The 21,589-nt window shown below is 68.6% G+C and carries 17 protein-coding genes; 5 read left to right on the forward strand and 12 right to left on the reverse strand.

The window, feature by feature from the left end; all coding sequences use genetic code 11:
- Window positions 1–77: 77 nt before the first annotated feature.
- A complete protein-coding gene (locus PV762_RS10870) occupies window positions 78–695 on the forward strand; it encodes a trimeric intracellular cation channel family protein (RefSeq protein WP_421035048.1) in 618 nt (205 codons plus the stop codon).
- Here PV762_RS10870 and ylqF read toward each other — a convergent pair.
- The 6 genes from ylqF to PV762_RS10900 form a co-directional block, all read right to left on the reverse strand.
- Window positions 689–1,720: a ribosome biogenesis GTPase YlqF gene (gene ylqF, locus PV762_RS10875; RefSeq protein ID WP_421035049.1), complete on the reverse strand. Its 1,032-nt coding sequence runs from the start codon at window positions 1,718–1,720 to the stop codon at window positions 689–691. The genes PV762_RS10870 and ylqF overlap by 7 nt on opposite strands.
- Before the next feature lie 25 nt (window positions 1,721–1,745).
- The gene (locus tag PV762_RS10880) at window positions 1,746–2,141 is read right to left on the reverse strand and encodes a copper-binding protein (protein WP_421035050.1); all 396 of its coding nucleotides are present in this window, start codon (window positions 2,139–2,141) and stop codon (window positions 1,746–1,748) included.
- 41 nt (window positions 2,142–2,182) lie between these two features.
- Entirely contained in the window at window positions 2,183–3,604 is a 1,422-nt protein-coding gene (locus PV762_RS10885) for a multicopper oxidase family protein (protein WP_421035051.1), read from the reverse strand.
- Between the two features lie 26 nt (window positions 3,605–3,630).
- Complete coding sequence (locus tag PV762_RS10890; protein WP_421035052.1) at window positions 3,631–5,076, reverse strand: TolC family protein; 1,446 nt, start codon at window positions 5,074–5,076, stop codon at window positions 3,631–3,633.
- 10 nt (window positions 5,077–5,086) lie between these two features.
- Entirely contained in the window at window positions 5,087–5,383 is a 297-nt protein-coding gene (locus PV762_RS10895; protein WP_421035053.1) for a hypothetical protein, read from the reverse strand.
- A gap of 100 nt (window positions 5,384–5,483) precedes the next feature.
- Window positions 5,484–5,966, reverse strand: coding sequence for a hypothetical protein (locus PV762_RS10900; RefSeq protein ID WP_421035054.1), 483 nt, complete (start codon window positions 5,964–5,966; stop codon window positions 5,484–5,486).
- 127 nt (window positions 5,967–6,093) lie between these two features.
- Here PV762_RS10900 and PV762_RS10905 point away from each other — a divergent pair, with 127 nt between their 5' ends.
- Window positions 6,094–8,934, forward strand: coding sequence for a hypothetical protein (locus PV762_RS10905; RefSeq protein ID WP_421035055.1), 2,841 nt, complete (start codon window positions 6,094–6,096; stop codon window positions 8,932–8,934).
- Between the two features lie 70 nt (window positions 8,935–9,004).
- On the opposite strand, the gene PV762_RS10910 is transcribed toward PV762_RS10905, so the two are convergent.
- The 4 genes from PV762_RS10910 to PV762_RS10925 all read right to left on the reverse strand — a co-directional run bounded on the left by PV762_RS10910 (window position 9,005) and on the right by PV762_RS10925 (window position 13,585).
- Entirely contained in the window at window positions 9,005–9,355 is a 351-nt protein-coding gene (locus PV762_RS10910) for an energy transducer TonB (RefSeq protein ID WP_421035056.1), read from the reverse strand.
- A gap of 55 nt (window positions 9,356–9,410) precedes the next feature.
- Window positions 9,411–10,970 carry a methyl-accepting chemotaxis protein gene (locus tag PV762_RS10915; protein WP_421035057.1) on the reverse strand — a complete coding sequence of 520 codons (1,560 nt, stop codon included), beginning with the start codon at window positions 10,968–10,970 and terminating at the stop codon, window positions 9,411–9,413.
- Between the two features lie 368 nt (window positions 10,971–11,338).
- Window positions 11,339–12,853, reverse strand: coding sequence for a diguanylate cyclase (locus PV762_RS10920; RefSeq protein WP_421035058.1), 1,515 nt, complete (start codon window positions 12,851–12,853; stop codon window positions 11,339–11,341).
- The gene (locus PV762_RS10925; RefSeq protein WP_421035059.1) at window positions 12,854–13,585 is read right to left on the reverse strand and encodes a YggS family pyridoxal phosphate-dependent enzyme; all 732 of its coding nucleotides are present in this window, start codon (window positions 13,583–13,585) and stop codon (window positions 12,854–12,856) included.
- Between the two features lie 25 nt (window positions 13,586–13,610).
- Between PV762_RS10925 and PV762_RS10930 the strand changes: the two genes are divergently transcribed.
- The 3 genes from PV762_RS10930 to PV762_RS10940 all read left to right on the forward strand — a co-directional run bounded on the left by PV762_RS10930 (window position 13,611) and on the right by PV762_RS10940 (window position 16,871).
- Window positions 13,611–14,654, forward strand: a complete 1,044-nt coding sequence (locus PV762_RS10930) for a type IV pilus twitching motility protein PilT (protein ID WP_421035060.1) — start codon at window positions 13,611–13,613, stop codon at window positions 14,652–14,654.
- A gap of 85 nt (window positions 14,655–14,739) precedes the next feature.
- On the forward strand, window positions 14,740–15,876 hold the full coding sequence (locus tag PV762_RS10935) for a PilT/PilU family type 4a pilus ATPase (RefSeq protein WP_088407837.1): 1,137 nt from the start codon (window positions 14,740–14,742) through the stop codon (window positions 15,874–15,876).
- A 92-nt stretch (window positions 15,877–15,968) separates the two neighbouring features.
- Window positions 15,969–16,871: an NAD(P)-dependent oxidoreductase gene (locus tag PV762_RS10940; RefSeq protein ID WP_421035061.1), complete on the forward strand. Its 903-nt coding sequence runs from the start codon at window positions 15,969–15,971 to the stop codon at window positions 16,869–16,871.
- A gap of 96 nt (window positions 16,872–16,967) precedes the next feature.
- Here the strand turns inward: PV762_RS10940 and PV762_RS10945 are convergent, their stop codons facing one another.
- The gene (locus PV762_RS10945) at window positions 16,968–18,383 is read right to left on the reverse strand and encodes an efflux transporter outer membrane subunit (RefSeq protein ID WP_421035062.1); all 1,416 of its coding nucleotides are present in this window, start codon (window positions 18,381–18,383) and stop codon (window positions 16,968–16,970) included.
- Window positions 18,384–18,388: 5 nt separating this feature from the next.
- On the reverse strand, window positions 18,389–21,574 hold the full coding sequence (locus PV762_RS10950; RefSeq protein ID WP_421035063.1) for an efflux RND transporter permease subunit: 3,186 nt from the start codon (window positions 21,572–21,574) through the stop codon (window positions 18,389–18,391).
- Between the last annotated feature and the right edge of the window lie 15 nt (window positions 21,575–21,589).

Below are 21,589 nucleotides of genomic sequence, written 5' to 3' on the forward strand. Positions count from 1 at the left end.
CTGGATTATCGCGGCGGTAGATGGGCACGGCCGGAACCGATTTCAAGGGGCGGCGCGCGCCCTAAACTTCGCGCCCTATGCCGATGATCTACTGGTTCGACTTGTTGGGCGTGGCGGTGTTCGCCGTCAGCGGCGCGCTGGCCGCGATGCAGGCGGGCCTGGACCTGTTCGGCCTGCTCGTGATCGCCGCGATGACGGCGGTGGGCGGCGGCACGCTGCGCGATCTGCTGCTGAACCGGCATCCGGTGTTCTGGATGAAGGACACGCGTTACCTGCTGGTGATCATCGCCAGCGCGCTGGCGGCGCTCCTGGCCGGCCCGTTCCCCGAACACGCCATCGGCATCCTGAGGGTCGCCGACGCGCTGGGGCTGGCGCTGTTCGCGCTGTGCGGCACCGAGATCGCCGAGGAGCACGGTGTGCAGCCGATGCCCGCGCTGCTGATGGGCACCCTGACCGCGTGCGGCGGCGGCGTGCTGCGCGACGTGCTGAGCGGCCAGGCACCGCTGTTGCTGCGCAAGGACATTTACGCGACCGCCGCGATCGGCGGCATCGCGTTGTATTTCCTGCTCAAGGCGATGGGCGTCCCGATGCGCTGGGCCTTCGTCATCGGCATGGTGGGCGTCGCCGCCTTGCGCCTGGCGGCGCTGTACTTCGGCTGGCAGTTGCCGGCGCTGCAGATGCTGCAGGTTCACTGACGGGCGTCGTCGCCCTCGCCCTCGCCCTCGCCCTCGTCGTCTTCTTCGTCGAGGTCCTCGTCCTCATCGTCGTGCGCCGCATACGCCTGCTGCGCATCCCGCGTGCCGCGCTTGGCGGCGACGGCGCGGGCTTCCTTCTCGGCGATCCGGGCGGCTTCCGCGGCGTCCGCGGCGGCGGTCCACTCGTCGAATTCCGCCGGCGTCTCCAGCGTGATGCGGCCGAGTTGACCCTGGCGGAGGTCGTACAGCAGCACCTCCGCGGCCTTCTGCATGTTGATGCGCCCGCCCGACAGCACCGCGCCGCGGCGCTTGCCGATGAGTTGCAGCACCTCGCCGTCGAGCAGCGACGCGTCGGGTTCGAGCTGGTAGCGGGTCTTGAGCGACTGCGGATAGTGCAGACGCAAGTAACCGAGCAGGTCCAGCGCGACCACTTCCTCCTCGAAGGCGTTGCGACCGACCGCGCCGCTGGCGGCCAGGTTGATGCCCGCTTCCGGCACGCGGATCTTGGGCCACAGCATGCCCGGGGTGTCGAACAGATAGACACCCTTGTCGAGCAGGATCTTCTGCTCCATCTTGGTGATGCCGGGCTCGTCGCCGGTAGCGGCGGCGCGCTTGCCGACGATCGTATTGATCAGCGTCGACTTCCCGACGTTCGGGATGCCGCAGATCAGCACACGCAGCGGCTTGTCCAGACCGCCGCGGTGCGGCGCCAGCGCGCGGCACTCGGCCGCCATCAGCTTCGCCAGGCCGGGCTGCCCCTGGTGGATCGCGACCGCATGGGTGTTCGGCTGCGCGCGATAGAACGCCAGCCACTCCGCCGTGCGCGCCGGATCCGCCAGATCCTGCTTGTTGATCAGCTTCAGCGCCGGGCGGCCCTGCGTCAGTTGCGCGATCAGCGGATTGGCGCTGCTCGCGGGCACGCGGGCATCGAGCATCTCGATGACCACGTCGATCCCGCTTTTCATGCGCTCGCGGATCGCGCCCCGGGTCTTGTGCATGTGCCCGGGAAACCATTGAATCGCCATGGCGCGATTGTCCGCGATCCGGAGCTCAGTTCCGCGCCGGCGCAGGACGCAGTTCGACGATGGTCGGTGCGCCGTCCCGCGATTCGATCCGGACCTCCACCTTGTCGCCGGCCTTGATCGCGGTGAGCTGCGCCGCACTCACCACACCCGGCGCCAGCTTGAACGGCATCGTCATGCCCGGCATGTCGAGGTGGCGGATGTCCCCGTGCTTGAGCGTGAGCTTCTGCTGCGGGATGTCGACGCGGCGGACCTCCGCCGCGATCCAGTCCTGGGAGGACGGCGCCGCGGCACCGGTGGCCCCTGTCTGCTGGTCGTGCCCTTCATGCGAATGCTCCTGCGCGCGCGCCGGCAGGGCCGCGACGCCCACGGCGACGGCCAAGGCGACGACAAGGACGAAGGAAGTGGTGTGGATGCGGTTCATGGTGCTGACTTTCTGGATTCGTGAATGAAGGTCGTCGGGACTCAATGCCCTTGATGCCCGTGCCCATCGGGCTTGCGGACGCGCAGCGGTTCAACGGCGGGTGACACCGGCGCCGGCGCGGGCCTGACCACCGGCGCGGCCGGCGCGCCGGCGGGCGCCGCCACCGGTCGGGCGATGCTGCCCGCCGGAGCGGCGTACCAGCCCGGATCCCCGTAGTCGCCGGGCTTCTGGTCCTTGCGCACCTTGAGGACGCTGAACATGCCGCCCATCTCGAGCGAGCCGTGCGGCCCCCGTCCGCTCATCATCGGCACGGTGTTCTCCGGCAGCGGCATCTCCATCTCGGCCATGTCGGCCATGCCGCGCTCGCCCATCGCCATGTAGTCGGGGATGACCTTGTTGATGCGCGCCGCGAGCCCGCGGTGATCCACGCCGATCAGTGTGTCGACCTGATGCCCCATCGCGTTCATCGTGTGGTGGCTCTTGTGGCAGTGGATCGCCCAGTCGCCGGGCTCGTCGGCGAGGAACTCGATCTGCCGCATCTGGCCGACCGCGACGTCGGTGGTGACCTCCGGCCAGCGCGCCGTCTTCGGCACGGGGCCGCCGTCGGTGCCGGTGACCTCGAACTCGTGCCCGTGCAGGTGGATCGGGTGGTTGGTCATCGTCAGGTTGCCGACGCGGATTCGCACGCGATCGCCCTGGCGCACGTTGAGCGGGGCGATGCCGGGGAACACGCGGCTGTTCCAGGTCCACAGGTTGAAGTCGGTCATCGTCATCGTGCGTGGCGTGTAGCTGCCGGGGTCGATGTCGTAGCTCGACAGCAGGAAGCAGAAGTCGCGCTGCACCGTCGCGATCTGCGGATGACTGGCCTTGGGATGCGTGACCCAGAAGCCCATCATCCCCATCGCCATCTGCGTCATCTCGTCGGCATGCGGGTGATACATGAAGGTGCCCGGACGCCGCGCGACGAACTCGTAGACGAAAGTCTCGCCGGGCTTGATCGCCGGCTGCGTCAGGCCGGACACGCCGTCCATGCCGTTGGGCAGCCGCTGACCGTGCCAATGCACGCTGGTGTGTTCAGGCAGCTTGTTGGTGACGTAGATGCGGACGCGGTCGCCCTCGACGACCTCGATCGTCGGGCCGGGAGACTGCCCGTTGTAGCCCCACAGATGGGCCGTGGTGCCGGGGGCGAGCTCGCGTAGCACCGGCTCGGCGACGAGGTGGAACTCCTTGACGCCGTCGCGCTGGCGCCATGGCAGGGTCCATCCGTTCAGCGTGACGACGGGGTTGTACGGGCGACCGTTGGGCGGCGTGAGCGGCGGCGCCGTGTCGGCGTTGTCGCGCTGCGCGGGTTCGGGCAGCGCCGCGAGGGCGACGCGCGAGACGCCGCTCGCGTTCACTGCGCCGGCGGCACCGAGCGCCGCGCCCGCGGCCGCCCGGGCAAACAGGTGTCGTCGGGAAATCATCGGAAGGTCCTTTCGAGGCCGCGCGTTCAATGCGCGGCGTTGCCGCCGGCTTCAGCGGCGGCGGTCGATGACGAAGAGGAGGAGGCGGCGACAGCGCCGTCGCGCACGGGTCCGAGCAGGCTCTGCGACAGGGTGGACTCCGCCAGCCAGAAGTCACGCTGCGCAGCCAGCGCCGCGGACACGGCGCGGGCCTGCGCGCGGGCGTCGGCGAGCAGCTCCATGACGCCGACAAGCATGCCGTTGTAGCGCATCAGGGTCTCGTCGGAGACTTGCCTGGCCAGCGGCAGCACCTCGTCGTGATGGCGCCGGGCGATGCGCCACGCGGCTTCGGCACGGGCGCGGGCGATTCGCACGTCCGACCGTGCATCGACGGCGATCTGCGCCGTGCGTTCGAGCGCCTGCCCGTAAGCCTCCCTCGCACCCGCCACACGCGCCTGGCCCCAGTCGAACAATGGCAGTTCGACGCTGAGCTCGACACCGCGTTGCGTCGGCGCTTCGTTGCTGCTGTTGCGCTGCAGACCGAGTTCGAGCACGTTGATGCGACCGGTGCTGCGCGTGAGGCCCAGTTGCGCGGCGAGCTGCTCCGACTCACGCTTCGCGGCGAGGATGTCGAGCCGCTGCGCGACCGTCTGGCGCTCGACGTCGTCCGCGGTGCGGAAATCGGCGGGCACGTCCGGCAGGCGCTCCGGCAGCTTCAGCGCGGCCAGGTCCTCGCCCCAGAGCCCGATCGCGCGGACCAGCGCCTCGCGGTCGCCGACGGCCTGCCACTGCGCCTGCTCGACCGCGAGCTGCGCTTCGGCGAGCACCGCCCGCTCGCGCGCCAGACGCAGCGCGCTGACGTTGCCGGCCTGCCGCATCCGCAGCGCGAGCTCGGCGCCGGCGGACGCCGATTCGAGCACCGTCTGCGCATGCAGCAACTGCTCCTGCGACGCGACCGCCTGGATCCAGCGCCGGCGAGTCTGCCCGGCGACGTCGAGCAGCAACTGCGCGACGCGCGCCTGCTCCCGTTCGAGCCCACGGACGCCGGCCTCCTGCCGGGCGCCGCGACCCAGCAGGCTGAGCAGACTGAATTCGAGGCCGCGTTCGATCTCGCGTTCGTCGCCTCGGACAAGCCGGCCGATGTTCAGCACCGGATTCGGCCAGAGCAGCGTCTGCACGCGCTCGGCATCGGCCATGCCCAGGCCGTACAGCCCGGCCTGCAGACCGCGGTGGTTGAGCAGCGCGAGCTGCACAGCGCCCTGTGCGTCGAGGGGCGCCGCGAGCAGCGCGTCCGTACGCCGCCGGGCGGCGGCGCGCTGGTCATCGGAGCGCTGCATGGGCAGATCGGCGCCTAACCAGTCGCGACTCTTCTGCTGGACAGGCGCGGCGGCCTGTTCGGGCGAGAACGAGGCGCAGGCCGACAGCGTCGTCGCAGCCGCCAGCGCCAACAGTCGCCGGGCGATCGGGCGCACCGTGTTCATCGTGGAGGACATGCGCCGCTCCTCAGTGAGGGTGGTGACCGCCGGCCGGCGCCGAAGCGGCCCGGCGCTCACGCAGCAGCGCGCGCCATCCGCCGGCCTCGAGGACGCGTCGGTTGGCCTGGCGCCAGTCGCCGACACCGGGATCGACGACCGCGGCACTCGACGCGGGCGCGGGCGGCTGGGGCCGAGGCGCGGCGGAGGTCAGGCGCGCATCGGCGGGATCGGGCGGCGCGGCGATGGCGGCAGTTGCTGTTGCCGTTGCTGCTGCGGCGCACAGGCACATCGCCAGCGCGAGTGCGGGAATGGAAGGGGAAGACATGGCTGCCTCGCGAATGAACGGGAGCGGGACCGGTCCGCCGCGGGGACACGCGGACGGACGACGGCTCGAACGGCGGCTCGTCCAGGACGAGCGCCGGCGTTCAGTCGAGGAAGGCTTTGGGCGGCCGCTCAAGCGGCTGGGGGGACTGCTCGGGCGCGCCATGGGCCTCGAGCGAAGGGGCGAGGTCGCGCAGGTCGTGCGCGGCCGGCGTCAGGGAGGCGATCGGCAATGCGGCGCCGATGCAGCATTGCAGGCAGATGCCGCAATGGTGATCGGCGGTCGACTTGTGATCCATGCCGCCGTCGTGCGACGCGCCAGGGTCCATCGACGTCATGCCGACGTGATTCAGGCCGGCCCTGTCATGCGACATCCCGCCCATGGCGGACATGTCGTGGTCCATGTCCTGACAGTCGCTGGGCATCGTCATCGTGACGGCGCCGGCGTCCGACGACATCAGCGCCATGCCGAGGCTCATGGTCGCCGCCAGCGCGCCCTGCAGCGGCAGGGCGAGGCTCAGCAACGCGAGCACCAGCCAGCGGCTCCAGAGGAGCCGGCGCGGAGTGGACGCGGTGGTGGGGGACATCGGGTCCGAGTGTACGGGATGACCGAAGCACCAGTGCCTTCGGCGAGGGCGGATCGGGCGCGCGGGCTGTCAAACGACGTTTCTCGGCCGGCTCACTACGCCGCTCGTGTTCAGACCAGGAGCGCTCATGTTCCCCCCGCCGAAAGATCTCCAGACGGCATCCTCAGGCGCCGACGCCCACTTGTCCGCCCGGGAGCCAGAAGATCCGCAGGTCGAAGATCCGCACTCGGCCGCTCCGGGGGTGGCCTCCGCCGGACGCGAACGGTCCGCCGAGGAGATCTTCGCCCAGTGGGCCGTCGCCGGGCGGGACAGCCGCGGTCACGTCCGGTATCTCGTCGGTCGACACCTGCACGAGGCGCCGAGTGATCGCCCGTTGTCCTCGGTCGCGCCATTGGACGAGCAGGCGCCTTGCACGCATCTCACCTGGAACCGGCTGCAGCGTTCCGGCGTGGGCGCGCTGATCGACGACTGGTGCGCGGAAGCGGACGCTTCGCCCCCGTTCAAGAACGCGGAGAGCGCCAGGCGGCTCTGCCAACTGATCGATCGGGTCATCAAGGACGACCCCACCGCGGCCCTGGTGGCAGTCCATGCCGCATGCCAGAACGGCGCGTCCTTGGCGCAGCGGCTGGAAAAGTTCGAAACGGTGCTCCAGTTCGCGCGGGAGGTGCCGGAGCCCCTGCAACTGGACAGACGTCCTGGCCACGCGAAAGCCGCCAGCGCGGAAGCCGGGCAACGCCACGCTTCGGCGCACGACGCTGGGAGCGCCGAGGTCGGCCCGGGGACCACGCCCTCGATGGGCGGCGACCTCCTGGTCGAGGCCCTCGGGCCGCGAGCCTTGCGCCCGCAGGTCTCCCTGCTGTCGCAGTCGAGCGTCGTCTCCTCCAATCTGCCCTCGCTGGAGTTGACGACGGAGGTCACGATCGTGACGCCGTCCGTCGGGCCGATGCCCACCCCGTCCCTGTCGCTGCCCGGCGGTGGCGCCATGTTGGAAGTGCCCATTGGCGGTGCGGGCCACTCGTCGACGCCCAGCGCCCATTCACAATCCTGGCGCTGGCCCCATTGGGAGGACGCCGATACTGAAGCGAGCGGCTCATCCTTGCCGTCGACGCCCTCGCTGCCGTCCTTGGCCTCTCTCGCCTGGCTGCCGTCGATGCGCACGACAACCGACGGCTCGCAGTCGCCGCTGTCGGACGATTTCATGCATCCCGGCGAGGAGGATCTGAAGGCCAGCCAGCAGATCCTGAGCATTCCGACCTGCCCTGGCTTGAGCAAAGCGGACGAGTTGCAGCGCCAATGGGCGTTGACGCTGATCTCGTCCTATCTGGACGGTTCGCGCGATCTGCTCTTCCTGTCGCCCGACGAGAGTGCATCGATCGCCTGGATCATCGCCTCGATGGTCCGCAAAACCATGTCGCTCAACCCGGCCCCTAGCGACGGGAAGGACATCTTCCGCAGCCCCGAAGCGTCAAACGCCCTGAACACACTCGCCCGCTGGGTTGGCGAGGCCGACGGCGTGGAGGGCGTGCGTCGCGAACGATGGCTGCAGTACCTGACCGACCGGAGTTTCGATCCCGAATGCCGGCTGCTGCTCGCGGCACCGCTGCTTGCGCACGGCGCGGACTTGCCGCCGCGGGACGCGCTAAACACGTTGCTGCCGCCGGACAGCCTTTCCGACCGCGGCACCTTGCGTTGGAAGGGCGAACCGCTGTGCGATGAAGCGTCTCTGGCCGAACTGCTGGATCGGCTGGGCGTGAGGCACCTGGAGGTGGCAGCGCCGCTGCAACTCTCGACCACGGCGCTGCAGCCGCTGCGCGGCGCCGATGTGCTCGCCGTGAGCCTGCGCAAGACCCGCGCGATGTCGTCGTCATCGCTCAAGGAGTGCATCGCGAAACTCGAGGCAACCCTGCCGGCGCTCTACGAGGTCCGCTTGATGGACCGGCGTACAACCATCGATCGTGACGCCACCCCTGACGGATGGATCCCCGTCCCGCGCGTGGTCGGGCAGTTGCGGCATGCACGCCGAGACGCGAATCGCAAACGCATGGCACCCGTGCGCGACCTCTGGCCGCAGGGACGCATGCCGCCGGCGTTGCGGGCGAGCGCGGTCAACGTGCTGCCGGACGGTGAGCCGGTGCTGGAGTTCATCGGCAGCCTCCGTCGGCAACGGGCGGCGACGGGACTGTTCGGGGCCACCGACATCGAACTGTCGGCGCACCTGATCGGAGTCCTCGACGGGCTGGCCCGGGACGCCGACTTCGCCAGACGTTGCCGCGCCCTCGCGGAGGATCGGGCCGGGCCCTGCGCCGACGGTGGAACGCTGACGCTCTCCGCCATGTCGGCCCTGCGCGATGCGTCGGAGGCGACCTCGATCGACGAGGTCGCGGAGGACGCCTTTCTCCAGGCCTGTCTGGCGCGGGCGAGCGCGGCTCGCGCCGAGCGTCGTCCCGATTTCGACGAAACGCTCGAAGAAGCCATGGTGCTGCGCTGGCATGTGTCGATGCTGCTGGCCGACCTGCTCGACAGCCAGCGCATCCGCATTGCCGACAAACCCGTCTTCGGCGCCTATGTCGAGGGCGGAGATTGGAACTCCCCCGAGCGACACGCCACCTTCAGGGCGGAGGCGATGGCGCTTGTGGCCGCCGAGACCGAGGGCGATTTCCCCGGTGTGGTCATGTTGATGTCGGCGCAGGAAGATCCGCTGGCGGCCACCTTCCAATCCCGCATCGACCGGGAGCCTGCATTCACTGAGTTCGATCAGGCGCGCGCTGCGGCACAGGGCGCCTTTGGTGCGGATTCTGACGCCGAGGATGACGCGGCGGCGCTGGCGCGCACCGAAGGTGAGTTGCACCGGATCGACCAAGCCCACTTTGCGGCTCGCCTGGCGACGCTGCGTCCGCGACTGGAGGGGATTGCCGCCGTCGTGCGTGCGGCCGTCCCCCCAATGCCCACGCCGACAGCCACGGCTTGAAACGCGAAGGGCCGCATAGCGGCCCTTCATCATCCTGGAACAGGCCGCGCGACGACGGCCCGCATCGAGATCAGTCCTCGTTCTTGAACACGAGCTTGACCTCGTGCGTCTCCTTTTGGCCGCTGGGTTCGAACTTCCAGTCCATCAGCGCGCGGGTCACGGCCTTGTCGAAGACCTTGCGCGGTTCGGCTTCCAGGATCTCGACGCCCGAGACCTTGCCGTCGGCTTCGATGTTCATCTTGGCGCGGACCGAGCCTTGCGAGATCGACTGGCGGGCGGCCTCGGCCGGGAATTCCGGCGGCACCTTCTTGACGATCTTCGGCGTGGCGTGGGCGCCCGCGGCCAGGACCAGCGCGCTCGCCAGACCCAGCAGGGTGCGGGTGACGGTGCGGGACAGCTTGGTGTTCAGTTGCTTGCTCATTTGGGACCTCGTACGTCTTGGGTGAGGAAATCAGGTTTCCGGTAGGAACTGGGATTCAGGTGGCGGCGCGCGCGGTGCTGAAGAAGCCCACGGCCTGCACCAGGCGCGAGCTGCTGTCGCGCAGCGAGTCGGTCGAGCGGGTCAGCTCGTCCACCAGCGTGGTGTTCTGCTGGGTGGCGCGGTCCAGCTCGTTCATCGCGTTGTTCACGACGCCGACGCCGGCGGCCTGCTCCTGGGCCGAGTGCGAGATCTCCTCGATCAGCTGGCCCATGTTGTTGACCTCGTCGACGACCGAGCGGATGGTCGCGCCGGCGTTGTTGACCAGGGCGGTGCCGTTCTCGACCTTCACGGACGATTCCTGGATCAGCACCTTGATCTCCTTGGCCGCCTGCGCCGAGCGCGACGCCAGCGCGCGCACTTCCGACGCCACCACCGCGAAGCCCTTGCCGTGCTCACCGGCGCGGGCCGCTTCCACGGCGGCGTTCAGCGCCAGGATGTTGGTCTGGAACGCGATGCCATCGATGACGCCGATGATGTCGCCGATCTTGCGCGAGCTCGCGCTGATCTCTTCCATCGTCGACACGACCTGGCTCACCACGGTGCCGCCGGCGGAGGCCGACTGCCGCGCCTTGGTGGCGATGCTGGCGGCCTTCCGGGTCAGCTCGCTGGCGCCGTTCAGGTTGGAGGCGATCTGCTCGACCGACGCGGCGGTGTTCTGCAGGCTCTCGGCGGAACGCGCGGTGCGGTCCGACAGATCGACGTTGCTGCCGGCGATCTCGTTGGAGTTCTGGGCCACTTCACCCGCCGCGGAGCTCACGCTGGCGACGACGCCGGACAGCGCGGTCTGCATGTCGCGCATCGCGTGCAGCATCTGGGCCAGCTCGTCGGAACCTTCCACCTCGATGTGCTGCGACAGATCGCCGGAGCTGATCGCCTGGGCGGCGTCCTTGGCCTTGCGGGCCGGCACGACGATCGAGCGGGCGATCGTCAGACCGCCGACGCTGCCGATGACCACGGCGATCAGCACCAGAACGCCGGTGACGAAGATCGACTGGTTGGCCAGCTTGGCACCGCCTTCGGCAAGCTCGCGACCGTTGGCGAACTGCAGGTCCACCAGACTCTTCAGCGTGTCCTGGTAATCCTTCTGCGCGGGACGCACGTCCTTGATCAGCGCTTCGCGCGCCTCGTCCGGGCTGCCGTCCTGCTGCACCTTCAGGAACTTGGACACCGCGTCAACGAACTTGGTCTGGGCCTCGCGGACCTTGGCGGCGAGTTCCTTGTCCTTGGCGTCGGAGACCTTGCCGTCGAGTTCGGTCAGTTGCTTCTGGCCGTCCTCGAGCGCGGCGGCGATGTCGGCCTTCTGGCGCTTGATGGCATTGGCGGTGTCGAGCAGGAGCAGGTCACGCGAGGCGCGGGCGATGACATTGACGTCGCTCTCGAGCGCGTTGGCCAGCGCGATCTTCACCAGGCTGGAATCAGCCGTCGTGCTCAGGTCATGGGACAGGCGGCTGGCGTTGTGGGCGCCGAAGGCGCCGATCACGACCAGCAGCAGGATCAGCAGCGCGTAGCTCAGCGTCAGGCGCTGGCCGATACGCAGGCGGGACAGAAACGACATCGATTCCCTCGCAACGATTGAGTTGTTTGATTGGCCGGACCGCGACAAGCTTTCGAGCGCTCGTGGCGTCGGCAGTGCGCACCGATCCTCGGCTTCGGCGCGATCATCGTTGGACTTGATTCGGGGAATCGAGGGTGGGATCGAGGCCCCGTGAAATCTGACGCGGCACTTGCAACTGAATGAAAGGGCCCCGCCGAACCACTTGCCAGGCTCTCGGTAGAAGCCCTAATGAGCCGCCGGTCGGGGTTTCATGATTCCTGCACATTCCTGCGCAGCGCCCCCACAGAGGCCGCATCGCACGGGCGTACCCGGGCGGTAACTCCGGGCGCCACTCCGGGCACAACTCCGGACGTCGATGTTCCTCAGGGTCAGGGCTTGCCCGTCGCCGCGGGCTCCGCGTCGAGGACCTCGACGCGATTGCGCCCGCCCTCCTTCGCCCGGTACATCGCCGCGTCCGCGCGCCGCAGTGCGTGCTCGACGCCCGCATCGTTCTCGCGCAGCACGGTGACGCCGATGCTGACGGTGTACGTGATCGACGACGCGCCGCCGTCCTTCGTCTTGATCGCCACCGTCGTGGCCGCGATGCGCTCGCGCAGCCGCTCCGCGAAGCGCCGGGCACCCGGCAGATCCGTGTGGGCGAGCCCGATGACGAACTCCTCCCCGCCGAAGCGGCCCGGCAGATCCACGTCGCGCGAGGACGCCTTCAGCACCTCCGCCAGCGAGCGGATCACCGCGTCGCCGGCGGCGTGGCCGTGGCGATCGTTGACCTGCTTGAAGTGGTCGATGTCGAGCATCAGCAGCGCGGACGGCGTTCGGTAACGCCGCACGGTGCGCAGCAACGCGCGCAGTCCCTCTTCCGTCGCCATGCGAGTGGCCAGTCCGGTGAGACCGTCGGTGCGCGAGCGCTGCTCCAGTTCCGCGTTCACCCGCGCCAGCTGGGTCACCAGCGCCTCGGTCGAGCGCAGCCAGCGCGACAGCGCCTGGTACCCGAACTGGGCGACGAACAGCACGATCAAGGTGAACACCCAGAAGAACACCCATGCGGTGCTGAGCATGGCCCGCGAGGCTTCGTCGAGCTTGGCCCAGTCGTGGCCGCCAAGCGCGGTCCTCAGTTGCAACGAGCCCAGGCCGAGGCTGACCAGCCCGTAGCCCTGCACGGCCAGCACGATCGCGAACAGCAGCCCCAGTCCCATCGCGCGGCGACCGCTGGGGGGCGGCGTGAACAGCGCCGGCCGCGCCGCGATCCAGCGCGACAGGCGGGGCCAGGTCAGCGCCATCAGCGGTCCGCCGAACAGGACGCTCTGAAGGAAGGCGCCCAGCCACCAGCCCTGCCAGATCGGCAACTGGCGATGCGCGGGGAGGTCGTGGCTGAAATTCCAGATCAACGCGCCCGAGGAACTGAACACCGCCGCGACGAAGCAAAGCGGGACGAAGAACAGCCAGGCGCTCAGGCTGCGCAGGCCGCGCGGAGCGCCGACGGCGCGGTAACCCAGGGCGAGGACGGCGAGCCCCAGCGGGTTGGCGCAGGCGAACAGCGCGGACCAGGCGGTCGACAGGCCCGCATCCAGCGCCAGGACGAAGGTCGCCAGCCATGCCGGAACGGCGCCCCAACGCCAGCCGAAGCACAACGTCCACCACAGGCACAGGGGGAGCGGCGGATAGAAGGTCAGGAACGCGTTGGCGCCGCCGAGGTCGACGGGGATGCCGGACCATCCCTCGCGGACCGTGGCCAGCCCGAGCAGGACGCAGGCAGCGATCGTCGCCAGCCAGCCGACGGACAACCAGCCACGTTCCGCCAGGCTGCCCTCGCGCCAGAGCGCCCGGGCCGACAGGTCGCCCGGAGTCCCGGGCACCAGATCGGCGGGGCGCGGCAGAGGGTCCATTCAGACCGCCGGGAGCGACGACCCGGACGGGGGCGCGGGTCGGGTCCGCGAGCCGAAGATCGCCGAGCCGACACGCACCATCGTGGCGCCTTCAAGGATCGCCGCGTCCATGTCGGCGCTCATGCCCATGCTGAGCGTGTCCAGCGCCAGGTCGAGGTCCCGGTTCAAGGTCGCCAGCAACTCGGCCAGCGCGCGGTGCGGCTGGCGCTGGGCCTCCAGGGTGGCGGCGGGCTCGGGGATCGCCATCAACCCCCGCAGCCGCAGCGCCGGCAACGCGGCGACCGCACGGGCGACATCGGCCACTTCCGCCGGCGCCAGACCGCTCTTGGAGTCCTCGCCGCTGATATTGACCTGCAGGCACACGTTCAGCGGCGGCAGATCGGCCGGGCGCTGTTCCGCCAGACGTTGGGCGATCTTGAGACGGTCCACGCTGTGCACCCAGTCGAAACGCTCAGCCACGACGCGGGTCTTGTTGCTCTGCAGCGGCCCGATCAAGTGCCATTCGACCTGTCCGCGCAGATCGGACAGCGCTTCGACCTTGTCCACGCCCTCCTGGACGTAGTTCTCACCGAAGCGGCGTTCGCCCGCTTCGAAGGCCTCTCTCACATCCGAGGCCGGGAAAGTCTTTGTTACCACCAGCAGCGCGACGCTGTCGACAGGCCGCGACGCCTGATGGCAAGCCCTCTGAATGCGGCCATGGAGCTGTTGTATGTTCTCGGAGATCGTCGCCATAATCGACCAAGCTTTCCCTCATCCCATGGACATCACCCAACTGCTGGCATTCTCGGTCAAGAACAAGGCCTCCGACCTTCACTTGTCCGCCGGACTGCCCCCCATGATCCGCGTCCATGGCGACGTGCGCCGCATCAACGTCGAGGCCCTCGAGCACCGTCAGGTGCACGACATGGTCTACGACATCATGAGCGACGCCCAGCGCAAGTCCTACGAGGAAACGCTGGAAGTCGACTTCTCCTTCGAGATCCAGGGCCTGGCCCGCTTCCGCGTCAACGCGTTCAACCACAACCGCGGCGCGGGGGCGGTGTTCCGGACCATTCCGAGCAAGATCCTGACGCTGGAGCAGCTCAACTGCCCCAAGGTGTTCACCGAGCTGGCGATGAAGCCGCGCGGCATGGTGCTGGTGACCGGTCCGACGGGCTCGGGCAAGAGCACGACGCTGGCCGCGATGGTCAACCACCTCAACGAGAACGAGTACGGACACATCCTGACCGTCGAGGACCCGATCGAATTCGTCCATGAATCCAAGAAGTGCCTGGTCAACCAGCGCGAAGTGGGTCCGCAGACGATGAGCTTCTCCAACGCGTTGCGCTCGGCGCTGCGCGAGGACCCGGACTGCATCCTGGTCGGCGAAATGCGGGACCTGGAAACCATCCGCCTGGCGCTGACCGCCGCGGAGACGGGCCACCTGGTCTTCGGCACGCTGCACACCTCGTCGGCCGCCAAGACGGTCGACCGGATCGTCGACGTCTTCCCTGCGGCGGAGAAGGACATGGTCCGCGCCATGCTGTCGGAATCGCTGCAGGCGGTGATCTCGCAGACCCTGTGCAAGACCAAGGACGGCAGCGGGCGCGTCGCCGCGCACGAGATCATGCTGGGCACCTCCGCGATCCGGAACCTGATCCGGGAGAACAAGGTCGCGCAGATGTACTCGTCGATCCAGACCGGCAACAACCTGGGCATGCAGACGCTGGACCAGAACCTCACCGACATGGTCCGCCGCAACATCATCTCGCCGGCCGAGGCACGCGCCAAGGCCAAGATGCCCGAGAACTTCCCCGGCTGAGCGGACCGGCCCCACCACAACGACAGATCGATCGGGCGCGGGCGGTTGACCGCCGCGTGCCCGGCACACAGGACAGGACGCCGCCATGGAACGCGATCAGGCCACCAAGTTCATCAACGACCTGCTTCGCCTGATGGTGTCGCGCAAGGGTTCCGACCTTTTCCTGACGGCGGAGTTCCCGCCGGCGGTGAAGGTGGACGGCAAGGTGACCAAGGTGTCGCCGCAGCCGCTGACCGGCCAGCACACGCTGCAGCTGGCGCGGGCCATCATGAACGACAAGCAGGCGGCCGATTTCGAACGCACCAAGGAGTGCAACTTCGCGATCTCGCCGCAAGGCATCGGCCGGTTCCGCGTCAACGCCTACATCCAGCAGGGCCACGTGGCGCTGGTGCTGCGGACGATTCCGCAGACGCTGCCGACGGTTGAATCGCTGGAGCTGCCGCACATCCTGAAGGACGTGGTGCAGACCAAGCGCGGCCTGGTGATCCTGGTGGGCGCGACCGGTTCGGGCAAGAGCACCTCGCTGGCGGCGATGGTGGACCACCGCAACCAGACGACCTACGGCCACATCATCACGATCGAGGATCCGGTCGAGTTCGTGCACCCCCACAAGAACTGCATCGTCAGCCAGCGCGAGGTGGGTCTCGACACCGAAGGCTGGGAGCAGGCGCTGAAGAACACGCTGCGCCAGGCGCCGGACGTGATCCTGATGGGCGAGATCCGCGACCGCGAGACGATGGAACACGCGGTGGCCTTCGCCGAGACCGGTCACCTGTGCATGGCCACGCTGCACGCCAACAGCGCCAACCAGGCGCTGGACCGGATCATCAACTTCTTTCCGGAAGAACGTCGCGCGCAGCTGCTGATGGACCTGTCGCTGAACCTGAAGGCGCTGGTGTCGCAGCGGCTGCTGCCGCGCCAGGAGGGCAAGGGCCGGATCGCGGCGGTCGAGATCCTGCTGAACACGCCGCTGATCAGCGACCTGATCTTCAAGGGCGAGGTGGGCGAGATCAAGGAAATCATGAAGCGCTCGCGCGAGCTCGGCATGCAGACTTTCGACCAGGCGCTGTTCGACCTCTACGAAATGGGCAAGGTGACCTACGAGGACGCGTTGCGCAACGCCGACTCCGTCAACGACCTGCGCCTGCAGATCAAGCTCAACAGCGAACGGGCGCGCAGCGGCGACTTGTCGTCGGGCACGGAACACCTGACCATCGTCTGAGCGCGGTGCCGCGGTGACGCGGCACGCACAGGACGATGCTGCGCAGGGGCCACAATCGGCGGGTGTTTGTCCACCCACCGACAGGTCCTTCCATGAGCAGCATCGGTCAGCGTACCTACGAATCGACCCCGTCCCTCCGCGTGTCCTTCCTGGGACTCGGCGTCATGGGCTTCCCGATGGCGGGCCATCTGGCCAAGGCCGGCCAGCAGGTCACGGTCTACAACCGGTCGCCCGCGAAGGCCCAGGCCTGGACCTCGGAGTTCGGCGGCCAATCCGCCGCGACACCGCGTGAAGCGGCACAGGACGCGGACATCGTCTTCTGCTGCGTCGGCAACGACGCCGACCTGCGCTCGGTCGTGCTCGGTGCCGACGGCGCCTTCGCCGGCATGAAGCCGGGTGCGGTCCTCGTCGACCACACGACCGCCTCCGCCGAGGTCGCCCGTGAACTCGCCGCGGAAGCACGGAAGCTCGGCCTGCACTTCATCGATGCGCCGGTCTCGGGCGGCCAGGCCGGCGCGGTCAACGGCGCGCTGACGGTCATGTGCGGCGGCGAGGAAGCCGTCTTCGACAAGATCCGTCCCTACGCCATCCACTTCGCGAAGGCAGTCACCCGCGTGGGCGACGCTGGCGCCGGACAGCTCGCCAAGATGGTGAACCAGATCTGCATCGCCGGCATCGTCCAGGGCTTGTCGGAAGCCATCGCCTTCGGACAGAAGAGCGGCCTCCCGATGGCGCTGGTGCTCGATGTCATCGGCAAGGGCGCCGCCCAGAGCTGGCAGATGGACAACCGCGGCAAGACCATGGTCGAAGACAAGTTCGACTTCGGCTTCGCCGTGGACTGGATGCGCAAGGACCTCGGTCTGGTGCTCGACGAAGCCCGCCGCAATGGGGCCCGCTTGCCGCTGACGGCGTTGGTCGACCAGTTCTATGCGGATGTGCAGGACATGGGCGGGAACCGCTTCGATACGTCGAGCCTGATCAAGCGCTTGCGCTGATCGTCAGAACGCTGACGGTCGGAACGCCAAGCGCGGGCTCTCCACGATGCAAGGGGCATCCCTCCGGGAACCCCTCGCATCATTCCGGCCCCACGGTCACTGGCTGACCGCGACTCCGTTCGATACGCCGCCGCCCAGCACCTTGTAGAGCTGCACCTGGTTCTGCAGCTGCGCGAGGCGCACCTGCAGTGCCGCCTGCTGCGCGGCGAAGGTCGCCCGTTGCGCATCCAGCAGATCGAGGCTTGAGGCCGCGCCGTTGCGGAAGCTCAGGTCGACCAGCTCCAGCCGCGTCGCTTCCGCGGCCGCCTGCGCGTCCTGCGCGCGCAGCTGCTCGTCGAGCGTGGCCCGGCCGGCCAAGGCATCCGCCACTTCCTTGAACGCCGTCTGCACGACCTTCTCGTACTGGGCCACCGCGATCTCGCGGTTGGCCTTGGCGGCCTCGACGTTGTTGCGCACGCGCCCCGCGTCGAAGATCGGCATCAGCGCCGAACCCGCGATGCTCCACGCGCTCTGGCTGAACAGGTCGCGCAGGGCGCTGCTCGCCGTGCCCACGCTGCTCGTCAGCGTGATGCTCGGGAAGTAGGCCGCGCGCGCGACGCCGATGTTGGCCTCGGCCGCCACCAGCTGCTGCTCGGCCTGGACCACGTCGGGCCGGCCGACCAGCACCTGCGACGGCATGCCCGCCAGCAGCGCGCCCATGGTCTGGTCGCTCAGCGGCCGCGACTGCGGCAGCGACTCCGGCACGCCCTGCCCCACCAGCAGCGTCAGCGTGTTCAGGTCCTGCTGACGCGTGCGCTCAGCCTGCGCCAGCGTGGCGCGCGCGGCTTCGTACGACGACTTCGAGGTGCTCAGGTCCAGGTTGGACGCCGCGCCGTTGTCGAACTTCAGCTGCATCAGCTTGAGGCTGTCCTCGCGCGTCGCCAGCGTCTGGCGCGTGCGCGCCAGCAGCTCCTCGTCGGCCTGGACCGCGAGGTAGGCCGACGCGACGCCGGCCACCAGGCTGATCTGCGCGGAACGCGCCGCCTCGCCCGTCGCCAGGTACTGCGCGAAGGACGCGGCGCTCTGGTTCTTGACGCGGCTGAACAGGTCGATCTCGTACGAGGTGATCTGCAGGCCGGCCTGGTAGGCGTTGACGATGCGGCTGTCGCCGTTGGCCGTGGTCTGCGGTCCGCGCGACGCGGAGAAGCCGGCGTTGACCGTCGGCCAGCGGCTCGCCGCCGTGACGTTGGCCTGCGCCCGCGCGACGTCGACGTTCAGCAGCGCGATGCGCAGGTCGCGGTTGTTCTTCAGCGCCAGATCGATCAGTTGCTTCAACCGTTCATCACGGAAGAATTGCTGCCATTGCAGCTCGGTCGCGGCCTTGGCGTCGGTCGCCTCGGCGCCCGGGCCTTGCGGCCACTGCGGCGCCACCGGCGCGTCCGGGCGCTTGTGGTCGGGCGCGAGGTTCACGCAGCCGGTCAGCAACGCCACGGTCGCAGCTGCCGCGGCCATCACGGAAAGTTTGCTTTTCATCATGCTCAGACTCCGTCCGCGTTCTTGGCGGCCGCGATGGCCTTGGTCGGATCCGGACCGTCCAGTTCGTGGGCGTACAGCCTGTTCTGGCGGTCGCTGCCCTTGAAGAAGCGGCGCACGACCAGGAAGAACACCGGCACGAAGATCACCGCCAGCAAGGTCGCGGTGACCATGCCCGACAGCACGCCGGTACCGATGGCGCGCTGGCTCGCCGAGCCCGCGCCGCTGGCGAAGAACAGCGGCGTGACGCCCAGGATGAAGGCCAGCGAGGTCATGATGATCGGGCGGAAGCGCAGGTGCGCCGCCTCCAGGATCGCCTCGACCAGGCCCTTGCCCTGCGCCTGCAGGTCCTTGGCGAACTCGATGATCAGGATCGCGTTCTTCGCCGACAGGCCGATGATGGTGATCAGGCCGACCTTGAAGTACACGTCGTTGGGCATGCCGCGCAAGGTCGCCCCCGCGAGCGCACCCAGCAGGCCCAGCGGCACCACCAGCATCACCGACATCGGGATGGACCAGCTCTCGTACAGCGCGGCCAGGCAGAGGAAGACCGCCAGCAGCGAGAACGCCAGCAGGATGCCCGCCTGCGAGCCCGACAACTGCTCCTCACGCGACAGCCCGGTCCACTCGAAGCCGATGCCGGGCGGGAGCTGCGAGATCATGTTCTCGAGTTCCTTCATCGCCTGGCCCGACGAGACGCCGACACCCGGGTCGCCGGCCAGCCGCATCGCGGGATAGCCGTTGTAGCGGGTGGCCTGCATCTGGCCGGTGATCCAGCGGCTGGACGCGAAGGCCGAGACCGGCACGTTGGCGCCCGACGCGTTGGTCACATTGAGCTTGAGCACGTCTTCCGGCGTCGAGCGGCGTGCCGCGTCGGCCTGCACCACGACACGCTGCATGCGGCCGGTGCTCGGGAAGTCGTTGACGTAGGCCGAGCCCAGCTGCGTGCCGAGCACCCGGGCGATGGTGTCGAAGGAAACGCCCAGCGCCTGCGCCTTGGCGCGGTCGATGTCGATCTGCAGCTGCGGCGCGTCTTCCAGGCCGTCCGGACGGATGGTCGCGATGAGCTTGCTCTTCTGCGCCATGCCCATGAGCTGGTTGCGCGCGTTGAGCAGTGCCTCGTGCCCGAGGCCGGCGCGGTCCTGCAGACGCAGCGCGAAGCCTGTGGCATTGCCGAGTTCCTGGATGGGCGGCGGCGACAGCGGGAAGATGAAGGCGTCCCGCACGCCGACCATCATCGCGCCCATGACGCGACCGGCCAGCGCCGAGGCCGAGTGGTCCTTGCCCTTGCGCTCGTCCCAGGGCTTCAACGGCACGAACACCAGCGCGGCGTTCTGGCCCTGACCCGAGAACGAGAAGCCGATGACGCCGATGGTGTCGGCGACTTCCGGCTGCTTGTGCAGGAACTGCTCGACGGCGGCCACCGCGGCTTCGGTCCGGTTGGACGTCGCGCCCGGCGGCAGCTGCACGTTGACGATCAGGTAGCCCTGGTCTTCGTTGGGCAGGAAGGACGTCGGCATGCGGACGTACAGCCAGCCGACGACCGCGACCACGGCGACGAAGGCGATCATCATCGGACCGCTGCGCTTGAGCAGCTTGGCGACCCAGCCTTCGTAGCCCTTGGCGGTGCGCGAGAAGCCGCGGTTGAACCAGCCGAAGAAGCCGCGCTTCTCGTGGTGGTGACCGGCGTCGACCGGCTTGAGCAGCGTCGCGCACAGCGCCGGCGTCAGCGACAGCGCCATCATCGCCGACAGCGCCATCGAGGCCACCATCGCCAGCGAGAACTGGCGGTAGATGTTGCCCACCGAGCCGGCGAAGAAGGCCATCGGGATGAACACCGCGATCAGCACCGTGGTGATGCCGATGATGGCGCCGGAGATCTGGCCCATCGCCTTCTTCGTCGCTTCACGAGGGCTGAGGCCCTCCTCGCTCATGATGCGCTCGACGTTCTCGACGACGACGATCGCATCGTCGACCAGGATGCCGATCGCGAGCACCATGCCGAACAGCGTCAGCACGTTGATCGAGAAGCCCAGCGCCAGCATGATCCCGAAGGTCCCCAGCAGCGCCACCGGCACCACCAGCGTCGGGATCAGCGTGTAGCGCCAGTCCTGCAGGAACAGGTACATCACCAGGAACACCAGCACGATCGCTTCGATCAGCGTTTCCACCACCTGGGCGATGGAGATCTGCACGAACTTCGACGAGTCGTAGGGCACCTTGTATTCGACGCCGGCGGGGAAGTACTTCTTCAGTTCTTCCATCCGCGCCTTGACCGCCTTGGCGGTGCCCAGCGCATTGCCGGACGGCGACAGCTGCACGCCCACGCCGGTGGACGGCTGGCCGTTCAGTCGCGCGTAGGTGCTGTAGCTCTGGCCGCCCATCTCGATGCGCGCGACGTCCTTCAGCCTCACGGTGGAGCCGTCGGTGTTGGCGCGCAGGACGATGTTGCCGAACTGCTCCTTGTTCTCGAGCTGACCCTTGACCACGATGGTCGCGGACATGGTCTGGCTGGTGGTGTTCGGGCGGTCGCCCAGCACGCCGGCCGGCACCAGCGCATTCTGCGCGGTGATGGCGGCGTTGACCTCGGCCGGGCTGAGCTTGTACGACTCCATCTTGGCCGGATCCAGCCAGATGCGCATCGCCTGCTCGGAGCCGAACAGCTGCGCCTGGCCGACGCCGGCGATCCGCTGGATCTCGGGCACGACGTTGCGGGCCGCGTAGTCGCCCAGCGCGATCGGGTCCATCGAGCCGTCCTTGGACGACAGCGTCACGAACAGCAGGAAGTTGGAACGCGCCTTGTCGACGCGCACGCCCTGCTGTGTCACCGCGGCGGGAAGACGGGGCGTCGCGCGCGACAGGCGGTTCTGCACTTCCACCTGCGCCAGGTCGATGTTGGTGCCGGACTCGAAGGTCACCGTGATGGCGCCCGTGCCGTTGGCCTGGCTGACCGATTCCATGTAGGCCAGGCCGGGAGCGCCGTTGAGCTCCTGCTCGATGACGGAGATCACCGCCTCGTCCAGCGTCTTGGCCGACGCGCCCGGATAGGCGACGTTGATCGACAGCGACGGGGGCGCGACGGTGGGGTACTGGGCGATCGGCAGCTGCGTGATGGCCACGCCGCCGAAGACCAGGATGAACAGGGCGATCACCCACGCGAAGATGGGGCGATCAATGAAGAAACGTGCCATGTCTTGGATCCTTCC

Origin of the sequence: Mitsuaria sp. CC2, assembly GCF_048957715.1 — a bacterium.
In the GTDB taxonomy this organism is placed as follows: domain Bacteria; phylum Pseudomonadota; class Gammaproteobacteria; order Burkholderiales; family Burkholderiaceae_C; genus Roseateles.

What these genes read in the sequence shown, in the direction of transcription:
- PV762_RS10895 (WP_421035053.1), bottom strand. Translation starts at nt 5,383, where the DNA reads ATGTCTTCCCCTTCCATTCCCGCACTCGCGCTGGCGATGTGCCTGTGC.
- ylqF (WP_421035049.1), bottom strand. Translation starts at nt 1,720, where the DNA reads ATGGCGATTCAATGGTTTCCCGGGCACATGCACAAGACCCGGGGCGCG.
- PV762_RS10945 (WP_421035062.1), bottom strand. Translation starts at nt 18,383, where the DNA reads ATGAAAAGCAAACTTTCCGTGATGGCCGCGGCAGCTGCGACCGTGGCG.
- PV762_RS10920 (WP_421035058.1), bottom strand. Translation starts at nt 12,853, where the DNA reads ATGGACCCTCTGCCGCGCCCCGCCGATCTGGTGCCCGGGACTCCGGGC.
- PV762_RS10885 (WP_421035051.1), bottom strand. Translation starts at nt 3,604, where the DNA reads ATGATTTCCCGACGACACCTGTTTGCCCGGGCGGCCGCGGGCGCGGCG.
- PV762_RS10890 (WP_421035052.1), bottom strand. Translation starts at nt 5,076, where the DNA reads ATGTCCTCCACGATGAACACGGTGCGCCCGATCGCCCGGCGACTGTTG.
- PV762_RS10900 (WP_421035054.1), bottom strand. Translation starts at nt 5,966, where the DNA reads ATGTCCCCCACCACCGCGTCCACTCCGCGCCGGCTCCTCTGGAGCCGC.
- PV762_RS10935 (WP_088407837.1), top strand. Translation starts at nt 14,740, where the DNA reads ATGGAACGCGATCAGGCCACCAAGTTCATCAACGACCTGCTTCGCCTG.
- PV762_RS10950 (WP_421035063.1), bottom strand. Translation starts at nt 21,574, where the DNA reads ATGGCACGTTTCTTCATTGATCGCCCCATCTTCGCGTGGGTGATCGCC.
- PV762_RS10870 (WP_421035048.1), top strand. Translation starts at nt 78, where the DNA reads ATGCCGATGATCTACTGGTTCGACTTGTTGGGCGTGGCGGTGTTCGCC.
- PV762_RS10925 (WP_421035059.1), bottom strand. Translation starts at nt 13,585, where the DNA reads ATGGCGACGATCTCCGAGAACATACAACAGCTCCATGGCCGCATTCAG.
- PV762_RS10910 (WP_421035056.1), bottom strand. Translation starts at nt 9,355, where the DNA reads ATGAGCAAGCAACTGAACACCAAGCTGTCCCGCACCGTCACCCGCACC.
- PV762_RS10905 (WP_421035055.1), top strand. Translation starts at nt 6,094, where the DNA reads ATGTTCCCCCCGCCGAAAGATCTCCAGACGGCATCCTCAGGCGCCGAC.
- PV762_RS10880 (WP_421035050.1), bottom strand. Translation starts at nt 2,141, where the DNA reads ATGAACCGCATCCACACCACTTCCTTCGTCCTTGTCGTCGCCTTGGCC.
- PV762_RS10940 (WP_421035061.1), top strand. Translation starts at nt 15,969, where the DNA reads ATGAGCAGCATCGGTCAGCGTACCTACGAATCGACCCCGTCCCTCCGC.
- PV762_RS10915 (WP_421035057.1), bottom strand. Translation starts at nt 10,970, where the DNA reads ATGTCGTTTCTGTCCCGCCTGCGTATCGGCCAGCGCCTGACGCTGAGC.
- PV762_RS10930 (WP_421035060.1), top strand. Translation starts at nt 13,611, where the DNA reads ATGGACATCACCCAACTGCTGGCATTCTCGGTCAAGAACAAGGCCTCC.